The following is a 12,727-nucleotide window of genomic DNA, read 5'->3' as shown; positions in this document are numbered from 1 at the left end:
TTGATCGCCCGCGTCAGCGCTTGACCGCCGCCATCAATGCCTTGAACGCCGGGTCAGCGCGATCGGCGTCGGTGAGAGACCGCTCGCTGGTTTGCATCACGCGCGCCAGCACGGAGCCGGGCGGGGTGCCATGGTCGGGCGGCACACCGCCATCCAGCAGGGTGAGTGCGGTGGCCCACCGGCGCAAGTCGGCGTGATAGGTGACCGGCGACCAGTCGGCCCGGTCCATGCGCGACTCCCGAACATCCCGCTTCACACCGCGTGCGATCAGCACGCGGGCGGCGGCCGGCGTCAGCCGCTCGTGGAACAGCACGGAGCTCCCCTCGGGAGTGGGCCAGTCAGGACTGAGACCGGCGTCGATCAGCATCTCGAGCGCCGTTGCGGCGTGCTCATTGCTGGCGCGGGCCACAGTCTCGATCAGTGCCTCGTCGCCGATCAGGTCGTCGGCGTGCGGTCGAGCCCCGGCAGCCAGGATCAGGCGAAGTCCCTCGAGCTCGTCCCGCCTTCCACCGTCCGCGATGGCGGTGCGTGTGGCCAACACAAGGAGGGACTCGCCGCGCTCGTCACGCGCCATCAGGTCGGGAGCGGGAGTGGCGTTGAGGAGCGCAGCAAGCTTGTCGTAGTCGCTGAGGACCAGCGCGAGCGCTGCTTCGCGGCTGGCGGGGTCAGGGTAGGCGTACTGTGGGCTTGGTTCAACCGGGCGCACTGGCGCACGCAGGTCTGGGAAAATGAGCCCGAGCCCGTGGTTCGACACGGTGAGCGTGACGGTCATCGCGACAGGTGCGCCTGCGATGACGGCGCCGAGGACCAGCGCAATTGATCGTCCTTCGCCACGAGCGCCCCAGAAGAGCAGTGCCGCCGCGACAAGGGCGATGATCCCCAGTGCTGAGCCGAAGCCCTGGCCTATCCCACGCGTCGCCGCATCACCGATATCTTGAGCAAAAAAAAGCGAAGCGGCGGCGATGAGATCGACCACCACCAGGCACCAGCCGACGCGAGAGAGTGTGCGCATCAGCGGATATCCTCGCATGCCTCACCCGTTGCGCAGTAGGCCCGTGAGTGCCATCATGGCTTCTCGTTGCTGCCCCCCAAGGTCTTGATGCTGGGTCTGGATTCGGCCAGTGCCACGCTGGTCCGTCGCTGGACGTCCTCCGGCGCTTTGCCGAACCTGCGATTGCTTGAGGAGGAGGGCGTTCGTGGTGTGCTGCGCAGTCCGCCCGGGCTTGGAGACGATGCGACCTGGGCGTCGTTTTACACATGCACGGCGCCGGGCGCCCACGGTCGCTATTACTTTCACTCCATTCAACCCGCTTCCTACGAATTGCCTTTCGTACAGGACGCCCATCTCAAGCGGGAGCCGTTCTGGAATGTGCTGGACCGCGCAGGGCGCCGCGTGGCGGTCATCGATGTACCGAAGGTTCCGCCGAGCCGCCCCTTCGGCGGCCTCCACCTCACCGACTGGCGCGTGCATGGGCGCGACAACCTCACTCGCAGTACCCCGCCGGAGCTGGCGGTCGAACTCAGCCGCCGCTTCGGGGAGGACCGCACGGATCGTGCGGACACAGGGGACTGGCTGTGCCGCATGGACGCGCTCACCGAAAGCGAGCTGCCCGTCTTTCTTGACCATCTGCTGCAGAGTATCGAGCACAAGACGACGCTCGCCGAAGAGTTGATGGCGCGAGAACGTTGGGATCTCTTTCTGCTCGTCTACAAAGAGGCTCATTGTGCCGGGCACCAGTGCTGGCACCTCGTGGACCCCATGCATCCGGCGTATTCCCGGGATGTGGCTGAGCGGCTCGCCGATCCGCTCCTGCGCATCTATCAGGCGCTCGACAGGGCTGTCGGGCAGCTGCGCGAACGGCTGTCGCCAGACACTTTGTTGATCGTCTTCAGCGATCTGGACATGGGGCCGAACTACACGGCCGAGCACATTCTTGATGACGTCCTGATCGCGTTGGAAAAAACGCTCTGGCCACCAAGCACACGCTGGCGCCGCTGGTATGAGAAGGCGATGCGGTTGAAGAACCCCTCCCTTCCCAGGCACGCCTTTCGTCCGGCCTTTCAGCTCGAACACAACGAAATCAGCGGAGCCGTTCGCCTGAATGTACGCGGCAGGGAACCATTCGGCGTGATCAATCCTGGGGCCGAACTGGAGGCCTACTGCACACGTTTGACTGCCGAGCTCATGCGCCTGGTCAACCCCGCCACGGGAGGCCCCATCGTGGGCGAGGTCATCCGCTGTGACCGTTTGTATCACGGCGAGAACACCGATAAATTGCCGGACCTGCTGGTGGTCTGGAACCGGGACGCGCCGATTGAATCCGCGCACTCGCCGGCGTTGGGGAGCATGCCACCGCGCCCTTCCGGTTTGCGGACAGGAAACCACCTGCACAATGGATTCTGCCTGGCCGTTGGCCCGGGCCTGGCAAAGGGAGCGGCGTTCGACGCGTCGATCACCGACCTCGGTCCGACCGTCGCTCACCGGTTGGGCGTCACTCTCCCGCGCGTGGATGGCCGGCCCATTCCGGAACTCGTCGGCAGTTCGATTCCGGCGTGTTGATGCGTCGCCGTGTCGAAGACTTGCGCCACCGCCAACGCGATCGACCTGGTATCCGCGAACGAGATATTGGCCATCACGGCGACGACGAGGCCGCGTTCGGGAAACGTCAGGAAGGAAGTGGAGGCGCCCTCGATCGTTCTGCTCGCGTGGCCCACCATCTGCGTTTGTGTGCCGCCCAGTTCAACCGTGTCGAGCATCCAGCCGAGGCCGTAACCTGTGTCTTCGCCGGTGGTGAGTTGCTGTCGTGACTGGAGCATGCTGACGGTGGCTGGTTGCAGGAATGTGCCCGTGGTCATCGCGATTCCGAACCGCACGAGATCGGAAGGTGTGGAGAGGAATGCGCCGGCGCCCGCGAAACACGTGTAGTCCACGCGTGTGGTGAGCTCGCGCCCCAGGTTTCCCCGATAGTAGGACGTTACCCGGTTCGGCCGAGGCTCGGTCACTGAGTCGTCCTCCGTATCGACCATGCCCAGTGGCTCGAAGACCTTCCTGCGCATGAACGTGAAGAAGGGCTCGTTCGCCGCCGCCTCGACCGCCGCGCTCACCAGGACCCAGCCGTAGGTGGAATAGCGATACTGCGTCTCTGGCTTGAACAGCAGCGGATCATTCGCGAAACTCTTTACGCCGTCTGACGCCCGTTCGCAGGGGGCCGTGGGCTTGTCACCCCATTCATCATCTCTGTAGTGAATGACGCCCGCCACGTTCCCCATCAATTGCCGCAGCGTGACCGGCCACTCTTTCCTGGGGAACGTGGGCACGTACGTCTGGATCTCATCGTCGAGATGCAGCCGGCCCTGCTGCCGCAACAGGCCGACTCCGGCGGAGGTGAGCGCTTTGGAGACGTGTCCGATCCGGAAGCGCATGCCGGGCGCCACGGGCTTTTTGCTCTCGAGATCTGCCCAGCCAAATCCCTCCGCCCACACAATATTGCCGGCGACACCGACCGCCACCGAGAGCCCCGGCAGGTTCTGATCCACCACGGCTGCACGCACGATTGGCTGTGCTTGCTTCACAGCAGCGGTCCACTCGGGCAATGGCGTCGAGTGCATCACGGATGCCACGGCTTGCGGGTCGGAGTGAAGTGACTGGTTGTTGACGTTGACCAGGAAGGAGACGAGGGCCACGCCCGCGACGATCGGGAGCCCGACGGCCACCGCGATCAGCGTGAGTTGTGTCTCTTTCCGTTTGTTCCTGGGTTCACTCATGTGCGCCTTACTGAAGAGTGACAGAAGGCGCAGCGGAAGGTCCTCACCAATTCATGAGGGCCCGGTGAGATTCAAATGAGGGGCAGGCGCTCGCGCGCAAACGATCAAAGCCCCTCGTTGCTAAATCGCCGGGCCATTTCGAATGCGATGACTGCAGCCACTCCTCCAGCCAGGAAACACGCACCCAGCAAGGAAAGGCCAATTGTGATGAGCGTTCGCCTGACTTGCTTCAGTTTCGGGGAAAACGCGCTTCCCACCAGCCCGAGGAAAAGAAACGCAAAGCCGATCAGGGATGCCACCTGTGTCACGTCTTTCGCTATCGGGAGCCAGGCGGGTGCTGGTGGCATTTGCCGCGTAGTATACGATGCCGGTCATGTCCATGGCTGAAGAGCAGGCGGTTCTGAGCAGCACCCCGCAGGCGATCACTGACGCATTCAACGCCCATGATCTGGACGCCATCATGGCGTTCTTTTCCGACGACTGCACGTTTGACATGCCCCCACGATGCCGCCTTGAATTCCGGGCCGCCTCGTAGCAGACTGCACACATGCCACGTTTCCTAGTTGAGGTGTCACACGAATCCGGTCTGGTGTCGTGTGCACGCGCGGTCAAAGTGCTGCTGCAGACCGGTTCCCACTTCCTGACCCATGCGGATTTCGGCTGTCAGGATGGCGTGCACAAGGCCTGGATCGTCGTGGAGCTCGACAGCAGGGAAGAGGCCCTGGGCATCCTGCCGCTCGCCTACCGACGAGATGCCACCGTCGTGCAGTTGTGCAAGTTCGGACTCGACGAGGTGGACGCGCTGATCGATCGTCACCCCGAAGATGATTCGTTGATCTAGGCCGGAACGTCCGTCTATTTCATGGTCCCTCCCGCGCGCACCTGGCGCATTCTGAACCTCGACATGGGGGTGAACGAGCCCGAGCGCGTCTTGCTCGAAAAGGCCGCGACCGCTGCAGGTATCGACCCCGAGCGCGTACGGGGCTGCCGCATTGCTCGCCGTTCCGTTGACGCCCGTCTTCGTGGCAAAACCCGCCGGCTGCGCTTTATCGTGCATGTCGACCTGGTGGTGGATGCGGACTATTCGGGGATCCGCTTTGATGCCGCGGTGCGCTCGGGAAAAATCGTCGAGGCGCCGCAGCCGGGCAGTTTTGTGGTGGCCAATCCCACCAGGGGCGCTGGGCGTGTTGTGGTGGTGGGCTCCGGCCCAGCGGGCCTCTATGCCGCCCTGGTGCTGAGCCTGAACGGCGTTGCCGTGGATGTGATTGATCGGGGCGCGGAACTCAAGGAGCGGGGCAGGGACGTGGTGCGCTTCCACCGGACGCGGATTCCCAACCCCGAGTCCAACCTTCTGTTCGGCGAGGGCGGCGCCGGCACGTACTCTGACGGCAAGCTCTACACGCGCGTGGACGACCCGCTCGAGGTGCCGTGCCTTGAGGAGTTGGTGGCCTGTGGCGCGCCGCCCGACATCCTGTTTGATTCGCGAGCCCACATCGGCACCGATCGCCTCCACAAGATCCTGCCGGTGCTGCGCGGCCGCATGGAGGCACGGGGTGTGCGCTTTCACTGGAACACCCGGCTCGACGGGCTGGTCATTGATTCAGGTGATGCAAACGACGGGGCGTCGCAGAAACGTGTGCGCGCCGTTCGCACCTCCCAGGGAGAGATGCCGTGCGATGCCCTGTGGCTGGCGCTGGGGCACAGCGCCCGCGACACTGTGCGCCTGCTCCACAATCAGGGACTCCAGGTGGCGGCCAAGCCGTTCCAACTTGGCGTGCGCATTGAACATCCCCAGGAGTTGATCACGCGCGGCCGGTATGGCGACGGACCCGACGCCGCGCGGCTGGGCCCGGCATCCTACAGCTTGATCTGCAAGGCGGAGGGAAGAATACCGGCCAGCTATTCCTTCTGCATGTGCCCGGGTGGCACCATCGTCGGCAGCATCAACACGCCGGGATTGTTGTGCACCAACGGCATGAGCAATTCGACTCACTCGTCGCCGTGGGCGAATGCGGCCCTTGTGACCACGTTCGGCCCAGCCGAGTACGGTGCCGGACCGTTTGCCGGCGTGGCCTTCCAGGAGGAACTGGAGCGCCGCTTCTTTGAAGCCGGTGGTGCCGACTACACCGCGCCGGCACAAGGCGCCGACGACTTTCTGGCGGGTCGATCCACGCCAAAGCCCAGACACTCCAGTTATACGTTCGGCACCGTGCCTGGTCGCATTGACTCGCTGTTGCCACCGCTGGCGCGCAAGGCGCTCATGCGCGCGCTGTTGGCGTACGAACATGACATTCCGGGGTTCCGATCTGCGGCGGGCCTGCTCGTCGGTCTGGAGTCTCGCAGCTCGGGGCCCATCCGGATGCCGCGCGATCGTGAGACGGCTCTGGCCGACGGGTTCGCCAATGTCTATCCGATGGGCGAAGGTGCCGGCCAGGCCGGCGGCATCATGAGCGCCGCTCTTGATGGCGCCCGCTGCGCGCTGGCGTATCTTCAGCGATAGCCACGACCGGCCGCCAGGCGTCGCTTCCGTTCAGGCGTGTAGTGCCACCACGGCTGCGGCGGTTCGCCATCCATAAAGCGCGTCACGGAGATGAACGTGTCGAGCAGGCACGCGTCGTGGACCACGCCGGTCTTCCGGCAAATGCGGTCATACATCGCGTACGGGTCCTTGCCCGTCAGGTGCGCTGGCTGCGTGATGCTAAGCAACACCAGGTCCTGGCGATCGACTTGCCGATGTTCGGCAGGTCCGTCAGTGTCTTGACGCGGCTGCGAATGACTTTACTGGGACTCATGGCGTGAACCACCTCGCTGCTTATTCCGCACCCCAAAGTAACACTGAACCTGCAGGATAGAATCGTTCCGTGTCGCTGCATACGAAAGGCCTCATGATTGCTCCTGAACACGAAGCCGCCATTCTCGACCGGATCCGGAGAATCCCGATCTATGCCACGTTGCAGATGGAAGCCACGGCGTTCGACCACGGATACAGCGAACTGCGGGTCCCGCGCCAGGCCATGTACGATGGCGTCTTTGAGTCATTTCATGGCGGCATCCTGATGACAATTGCCGACTCGGTGGCCTGTTTTGCGGTCCTCACCGGGACGGCGGTTGATCAGGCGATGACGACGACCGACATGAATATCCGGTTCCTGTCGCCGTGTCTGAGCCACGTGACGGCGAAGGCCCGGGTCATCAAGTTCGGGCGTGTGATGTGCCCTGTTGCAGTGGACCTGTTTGATGCTGCGGGCAAACAGGTGGCCGTCGCGCAGGTGAATTACATGCTGCTCAACAGAATCCCGAGTCGGTGAAGCCCGCGTGCGCGGGGCCGCTCCGGCACCTTCCTCGGTCCACCATCGGTCAGAGGATAGAATCACTTTGTGGATCGTCTGTTCATCCGGTTGGGCGCTGTGGCCGGCTTCGTCGGTGTCGCCCTGGGCGCGTTCGGCGCCCATGCGTTGCGCGCGCGGCTGTCGGCCGACCACCTCGCGGTGTTCGAGACGGGCGTGCGTTACCAACTGTTGCACGCGCTCGCGCTGGTGCTCGTCGGTGTGCTTATCGCCCGTCGGCCGGCTCGGCTCACCACTGCCGCCGGCTGGTGCTTCGCCCTGGGCATCGTCCTCTTCTCGGGAAGCCTGTACGTACTGACGCTCACCGGTACAACGGCCGTCGGTATGGTGACGCCAATCGGCGGGCTGTGCTTTCTGGCCGGTTGGGCCTGCCTGGCGCTGGCCGAGGGCCGTGCCTGATGAGCATGTTTGGTGATGACGACGTGACCGAGTTCACGGTGACGTGTCCGTATTGTGGCGAACAGGTGGAGATCTATCTGGAGCCGGACGTCATGGGCACGTTGGTGCAGGATTGCGAAGTGTGCTGCCGGCCCTGGCAGGTCCATGTCAGCCGCGACCAGGAGTACCGGTACGTGGACGTCACGCGCGGCGACGGGTCGGACTGAGGGGTATCTACTGCCGAAGCATCAGCCGCCGGATCTGCGTGAACGGCAACGCGCCGTGGGAAATCAAGCGGTCATGGAACGCCTTCAGCGAGAAGGCGGGCCCCTGCGCGCTCTGGATCTCGTCGCGCAGCTTGAGGATCATCAACTCGCCGATGATTTCGCGTCCGGGCGGCGAAGGCGACTGCGAGTCGCGCTGAACCTCGATGAATGAGTTGCCTGGCTCCATCCCGATGCGGTCGATGTATGCCTGCACGGCCTGGTCGAACGTCATCTCGCCCTTGGCCATCTTGAGCTTGGTCAGGATGCGCTGCACCCGCCACATCCGCATCTGGCGGCGCGCCAGCTGCGTCTTGAGGTTCTCCATGTGCGGCAACGTCTCGAAGTAGCCCTCGTCCTCGAAAAGCTTCTCCAGGTAGAACGACCACGACTGGCTGAAGTAGCTGCTGTTGTACATCTGGCGCATCGGGCGGGTCACGTTGGCCCGCGCCGAGGCGATTTGCACGGTGTGGCCGAGCCACTCGTGGTACGAGATGACGTGCGTCCAGTACGGATTGTAGGACCTGAGCCGGCTCAGTTTCTCCTTGGCCGTGAGCCGATCCTCGAGCGGCGTGAGAATGTAGAACCCGGACTGGATGCCGTCAATCGTCGGCCCTGACGTCGCGCCGCCGAACGACAGGGTCCGCCGCGCCATGGGCGGTGACAGGCGCGCGCCGTAGCGCAGGTAGCCCGGAATCGTCACCACGTGCCCCCCGGGTCCACGCAGCCAGTCGCTGGCCATGTCCACATACCGCTGCGCCATGGGAATGACCTCCTCCCACGGCGGCGCCTCGTCCTTCATCTGTTCCCAGACCGTCCGCAAATCGCCGGACGGATGAATACGCCTGGCGAGCGCCTCCATCTCCGACCAGAGCTTCCGGTCCTCGGCCTCGGCGACGCGGATCATCTCGTCCACGCCGTACTCATCGAGCTGCTCGTGCACGAATTGGTAGAACTCGATCTGTTCCGGTTTCCACGTCGGCGGCCGCGTCGATCGCGGCAGCAGGACCTTCTCGAGCCACTCCTCGTGTTCACGGATGACCGGGATCGCATCCGTGCAGGCCGCCAGGAATTCCGCACGCAGCGCCGTGTTCGGAATGTCGAGCGACTGCACCTCTTTCTCCAGCATCGTCCGCGCGTAGTACGCCTGATACTGCGCGTTTTCCGTCCAGATGCGCGCCGGCGCGGTCAGACGTTCCCGGTTGGTCCTGATGGAATTGGCAAGGCCTCGCAATTGCGCGATCGCCGACCGGACGTTCACCTCGGGCAATGACCCGTCACGCAGGAAGAGGCCGCTGACAGCGCCGACGCCGATCACGCCCGCGGCATCGACTTCCCACTGCCGGAGTTCGGTCTGTTCCCACTGGCGTGTGCGCGCGTGCGACCGGAGCAGGTCGAAATCCACCTGGTCGTCCAGATCCAGCGTCGCACGGTCGATCTTCTCCAGGCCGGCCAGGATGGGTGCCCACGCGTCGCCGCGCACCCCCTGCGCCTGTGTGATCAACGCGGCCAGGGCCGGGTTCGTGGCCGCCGGCGCCTGGCGAGCGGCTGGAACTGCCACGACACAGAACGCGAGCAGGACGGAAATGCGGTACAGCATTCGCAAAGTCTAATGCGAAAACAGACGCCGGCGTTGCTCGAGGGGTGAGATCCGCGCGAACCTTCAGTCCTTCAGGCCTCGTGTGAGAACTTCCCTGTAGGGCCGCGGCCTTGAGACCCAGGCCGCGCTACGAGAGCCCGGATCACGACTCCTTGCGCGGCCGCATGTTCGCGGCGAGCACGCGCTTGCGCATGCGCAGATTGTGCGGCGTCACTTCCACCAGCTCATCCTCGTTGATGAACTCAATCGCCTGCTCAAGGCTGTGCACCTTGGGCGGAATGAGGCGGATGGCTTCGTCGGCGCCCGACGCGCGCATGTTCGACATCTTCTTCTCGCGCACGATGTTGATGTCGAGGTCGTTGATGCGTGAGTTCTCGCCGACGATCATGCCTTCATACACGACCGTGCCCGGTGCAACGAACATTTCGCCGCGGTCCTGCATGTTGGCGATGGCGTAGGCCGTGACCACGCCCGCGCGGTCCGAGAGGAGCGCGCCGGTGGGACGCGACGCAATGGGACCCGACCAGGGCGCCCAGCCGTGGAAGATGTGGTTCATCATGCCGGTGCCGCGCGTTTCCGTGAGGAACTGCGAGCGGAACCCGATGAGGCCGCGAGCCGGGATGGCGAATTCGAGGCGCACACGGCCGCTGCCGTGATTCACCATCTTGGTCATGGTGCCGCGACGGATGCCGCACTGCGCGATGACCACGCCCTGATATTCCTCGGCCACGTCGATGACCAGATTCTCGACCGGCTCCATGCGAACGCCGTCCACAGCCTTGGTCACAATTTCCGGACGCGAGACCTGCATCTCGAACCCTTCGCGCCGCATCATCTCGATGAGAATCGACAACTGCAGTTCGCCACGCCCGAACACCTTCATCTGCTCGGGTGAGTCGGTGGGCTCCACACGGATGGAGACGTTGCCGATGAGTTCGCGGTCCAGGCGGTCCTTCAACTGTCGCGACGTGACGTACTGGCCGTCGCGCCCCGCCAGCGGCGAGGTGTTGATGCCGAAGATCATCGACACGGTCGGTTCGTCGATGGCGATGGTCTTGATCGCCACCGGGTTCTCGGCGTCGGCAATGGTCTCGGCAATCATGATGTCGGCAATGCCGGCCAGGCCGATGATGTCGCCCGCGGCCGCCTCAGTGGCGTCCACATGTTTGAGACCCGAGAACGTAAAGAGCTTGGTCACCGTGGTGCGCTGGAACGTGCCGTCGAGCTTGCAGACTGCGATGGGGTCGCCCACCTTGACCCGGCCGTGGAAGATACGCCCGATGGCGATGCGGCCCAGGTAGTCGCTGGAGTCCAGGTTGGCGACCAGGGCCTGCAGCGGCGCATCCACATCGCCGCGCGGTGCCGGTGTGTGCGCGATGATGGCGTCGAACAGCGGCTGCAGGTTTTCGCCCGGCACCAGGATGTCCGTGGTGGCCGTGCCCTCGCGGGCGTTCGTGTAGAGCACGGGGAAGTCGAGCTGGTCTTCCGTGGCGTCCAGGTCGATGAAGAGATCGTAGACCTCATTGAGCACTTCGCTGACGCGCGCGTCGGGCCGGTCGATCTTGTTGATGACCACGATGGGCGGCTGGCGGCGTTCAAGGGCCTTCCGCAGCACGAAGCGCGTCTGGGGCAGGGGACCTTCCGAGGCGTCCACCAGCAACATGACGCCGTCCACCATCGAGAGGGTGCGTTCCACTTCGCCGCCGAAGTCGGCGTGGCCCGGCGTGTCCACGATGTTGATCAGGTGGTCGTGATACTGCACGGCCGTGTTCTTGGCCATGATCGTGATGCCCCGCTCGCGCTCGAGGTCGTTCGAGTCCATCACGCGTTCGGCCACCCGCTCGTTGGAGCGGAAGATGCCGCTCTGCCGCAGCAGGGCATCCACCAGGGTGGTCTTGCCGTGGTCGACGTGGGCGATGATGGCGATGTTGCGCCGAAGCGGGTTGGCGATCTTCTGTGAGGTCACGGGCGTCGAAAGCATCCTCCCAGTTTACTACCCCGGAGGGTCCCGGCGCAGGAGTCCGGCTAGAATACCTACCGCACATGGAACCACGACGATCTTTCCTCACTCGATTGGTCGCGGCGGGCGCGGCGCTCATCGGCGCCGGCATGGCCGGACTGACCGCGGCCGTGGCCGTGCCGCGTTCTCGGGAAACCACCCGCAAGTGGCGGGCGGCCGCCTCAATGTTTGACCTTCCGCCCTCTGGCCCCCTGGTGGCCACCCTGACCGAACGGCACGCCGACGGCTGGCACGAGACCCGCCGGAGCATGGTCGTGTTCCTGGATAAGGACGGCGACACCTACCGCGCCCTGTCCGCCACCTGCACACATTTGGGTTGCAGCGTGGCCTGGAATGCCGCGGAAGGGCACTACAAATGCCCGTGCCACGGCGGCACGTTTGACCGGGCCGGCAAGGTGGTGGCGGGGCCACCCCCGGAAGGCCTGCATCAACTTCCCGTGCGCGTGAATCCCGACACGGCCGAACTTGAGGTGGAGGTCTGATGCGCGGGCTTTTTGACTGGCTCGACCATCGCACGGGCTTTCGCACCATCAAACATCACCTGCTCGACGAACCCCTTCCCCCGGGAACGGGATGGGCCTTCACGTTCGGCAGCCTCCTGCTGTTCGGGCTGACGCTGCAGGTGGTGACGGGCACGCTCCTCGCGCTGTTTTACGCGCCCACACCCGACCACGCCTGGGACAGCGTGCGCTACATCACCACCGAAGTCCGCGGCGGACACGTCCTGCGCGGCCTGCACCACTGGGGCGCGAGCCTGGTGGTGGTGACGGCCGTCATCCACCTGGCGCGTGTGGTGCTGTTCGGCAGTTACCGCGCGCCGCGCGAGCTCAACTGGATCGTCGGCCTGGTGCTGCTCCACGTCATCCTGGCCTTCGGCCTCACGGGTTACCTGCTGCCGTGGGACCAGCGCGCGTACTGGGCGACGGTGGTCACCATCAACATTTCGAAACTCACACCGTTCGCCGGCGAGTTCGTCGCGAACCTGCTGCGCGGCGGTCCGGACATCGGCGCGCTCACGCTGACGCGGTGGTACGGCGTCCACGTGCTGGTGCTGCCGCCGGCACTCTTCGGACTGACGGCTCTTCACCTCTACTTGATGCGTCGCCACGGAATCTCGGGACCGATCACCGAGCGCCAGGGCACCCGCGAGTCGTTTTTCCCCTACCAGGCCGCGCGAGACCTCACCGTCGCCATCGTCGCGGGCGTGGCTCTTGCCGCCCTGGCCTGGCAGGGTGCGCCGCCGCTGGAACCGCCGGCCGACCCCACAGCGGCTGACTACATTCCGCGCCCCGAGTGGTACTTCCTCGGCCTCTTCCAACTCCTGAAGTACTTTCCCGGCCGTCTCGAAGTGGTC

12 protein-coding genes and 2 pseudogenes are annotated in these 12,727 nt (G+C 64.7%); 9 read left to right on the top strand and 5 right to left on the bottom strand.

The window, feature by feature from the left end; all coding sequences use genetic code 11:
* Positions 1-13: 13 nt before the first annotated feature.
* A complete protein-coding gene (locus IPL75_18625; GenBank protein MBK9242212.1) occupies positions 14-1,012 on the bottom strand; it encodes a hypothetical protein in 999 nt (332 codons plus the stop codon).
* Between the two features lie 66 nt (positions 1,013-1,078).
* Here IPL75_18625 and IPL75_18620 point away from each other — a divergent pair, with 66 nt between their 5' ends.
* A complete protein-coding gene (locus IPL75_18620) occupies positions 1,079-2,560 on the top strand; it encodes an alkaline phosphatase family protein (protein ID MBK9242211.1) in 1,482 nt (493 codons plus the stop codon).
* On the opposite strand, the gene IPL75_18615 is transcribed toward IPL75_18620, so the two are convergent.
* Positions 2,479-3,765 (bottom strand): beta-lactamase family protein, encoded by a 1,287-nt coding sequence (locus IPL75_18615; protein ID MBK9242210.1) that lies wholly within the window; start codon positions 3,763-3,765, stop codon positions 2,479-2,481. The genes IPL75_18620 and IPL75_18615 overlap by 82 nt on opposite strands.
* 373 nt (positions 3,766-4,138) lie before the next feature.
* Between IPL75_18615 and IPL75_18610 the strand changes: the two genes are divergently transcribed.
* Genes IPL75_18610 through IPL75_18600 form a run of 3 tightly spaced genes read left to right on the top strand, consistent with a single transcriptional unit; the run spans position 4,139 to position 6,265 of the window.
* On the top strand, positions 4,139-4,300 hold the full coding sequence (locus tag IPL75_18610; GenBank protein ID MBK9242209.1) for a nuclear transport factor 2 family protein: 162 nt from the start codon (positions 4,139-4,141) through the stop codon (positions 4,298-4,300).
* 12 nt (positions 4,301-4,312) lie between these two features.
* Positions 4,313-4,606 carry a hypothetical protein gene (locus IPL75_18605; GenBank protein MBK9242208.1) on the top strand — a complete coding sequence of 98 codons (294 nt, stop codon included), beginning with the start codon at positions 4,313-4,315 and terminating at the stop codon, positions 4,604-4,606.
* Between the two features lie 21 nt (positions 4,607-4,627).
* The gene (locus IPL75_18600; GenBank protein ID MBK9242207.1) at positions 4,628-6,265 is read left to right on the top strand and encodes an FAD-dependent monooxygenase; all 1,638 of its coding nucleotides are present in this window, start codon (positions 4,628-4,630) and stop codon (positions 6,263-6,265) included.
* Here IPL75_18600 and IPL75_18595 read toward each other — a convergent pair.
* Positions 6,256-6,557: pseudogene (locus IPL75_18595) on the bottom strand (helix-hairpin-helix domain-containing protein). The gene IPL75_18600 and the pseudogene IPL75_18595 sit on opposite strands and share 10 nt — an antisense overlap.
* A 69-nt stretch (positions 6,558-6,626) precedes the next feature.
* On the opposite strand from IPL75_18595, the gene IPL75_18590 reads away from it, so the two are divergent.
* The 3 genes from IPL75_18590 (at position 6,627) to IPL75_18580 (ending at position 7,717) form a co-directional block, all read left to right on the top strand.
* Positions 6,627-7,073: a PaaI family thioesterase gene (locus IPL75_18590; protein MBK9242206.1), complete on the top strand. Its 447-nt coding sequence runs from the start codon at positions 6,627-6,629 to the stop codon at positions 7,071-7,073.
* A 69-nt stretch (positions 7,074-7,142) separates the two neighbouring features.
* The gene (locus tag IPL75_18585; protein MBK9242205.1) at positions 7,143-7,511 is read left to right on the top strand and encodes a DUF423 domain-containing protein; all 369 of its coding nucleotides are present in this window, start codon (positions 7,143-7,145) and stop codon (positions 7,509-7,511) included.
* Between the two features lie 5 nt (positions 7,512-7,516).
* Complete coding sequence (locus IPL75_18580) at positions 7,517-7,717, top strand: CPXCG motif-containing cysteine-rich protein (protein ID MBK9242204.1); 201 nt, start codon at positions 7,517-7,519, stop codon at positions 7,715-7,717.
* A 7-nt stretch (positions 7,718-7,724) separates the two neighbouring features.
* Here the strand turns inward: IPL75_18580 and IPL75_18575 are convergent, their stop codons facing one another.
* Complete coding sequence (locus tag IPL75_18575; protein ID MBK9242203.1) at positions 7,725-9,353, bottom strand: DUF885 family protein; 1,629 nt, start codon at positions 9,351-9,353, stop codon at positions 7,725-7,727.
* A gap of 142 nt (positions 9,354-9,495) precedes the next feature.
* Positions 9,496-11,334, bottom strand: coding sequence for a translational GTPase TypA (typA, locus tag IPL75_18570; GenBank protein MBK9242202.1), 1,839 nt, complete (start codon positions 11,332-11,334; stop codon positions 9,496-9,498).
* A 62-nt stretch (positions 11,335-11,396) separates the two neighbouring features.
* Here typA and IPL75_18565 point away from each other — a divergent pair, with 62 nt between their 5' ends.
* Positions 11,397-11,855: a ubiquinol-cytochrome c reductase iron-sulfur subunit gene (locus tag IPL75_18565; protein ID MBK9242201.1), complete on the top strand. Its 459-nt coding sequence runs from the start codon at positions 11,397-11,399 to the stop codon at positions 11,853-11,855.
* Positions 11,855-12,607, top strand: a pseudogene (locus IPL75_18560) (cytochrome b N-terminal domain-containing protein). The gene IPL75_18565 and the pseudogene IPL75_18560 overlap by 1 nt, the downstream one beginning before the upstream one ends.
* The last annotated feature ends 120 nt before the right edge of the window (positions 12,608-12,727 follow it).

It is taken from the genome of Acidobacteriota bacterium, from assembly GCA_016716905.1.
Classification (GTDB): domain Bacteria; phylum Acidobacteriota; class Vicinamibacteria; order Vicinamibacterales; family SCN-69-37; genus SYFT01.
This window is presented reverse-complemented; position numbering and strand designations above follow the sequence as displayed.

Coding starts and splice junctions, on each gene's coding strand:
- IPL75_18625 (MBK9242212.1), bottom strand. CDS start 1,012: ATGCGCACACTCTCTCGCGTCGGCTGGTGCCTGGTGGTGGTCGATCTC.
- IPL75_18615 (MBK9242210.1), bottom strand. CDS start 3,765: ATGAGTGAACCCAGGAACAAACGGAAAGAGACACAACTCACGCTGATC.
- IPL75_18610 (MBK9242209.1), top strand. CDS start 4,139: ATGTCCATGGCTGAAGAGCAGGCGGTTCTGAGCAGCACCCCGCAGGCG.
- IPL75_18605 (MBK9242208.1), top strand. CDS start 4,313: ATGCCACGTTTCCTAGTTGAGGTGTCACACGAATCCGGTCTGGTGTCG.
- IPL75_18600 (MBK9242207.1), top strand. CDS start 4,628: ATGGTCCCTCCCGCGCGCACCTGGCGCATTCTGAACCTCGACATGGGG.
- IPL75_18580 (MBK9242204.1), top strand. CDS start 7,517: ATGTTTGGTGATGACGACGTGACCGAGTTCACGGTGACGTGTCCGTAT.
- IPL75_18575 (MBK9242203.1), bottom strand. CDS start 9,353: ATGCTGTACCGCATTTCCGTCCTGCTCGCGTTCTGTGTCGTGGCAGTT.
- typA (MBK9242202.1), bottom strand. CDS start 11,334: ATGCTTTCGACGCCCGTGACCTCACAGAAGATCGCCAACCCGCTTCGG.
- IPL75_18565 (MBK9242201.1), top strand. CDS start 11,397: ATGGAACCACGACGATCTTTCCTCACTCGATTGGTCGCGGCGGGCGCG.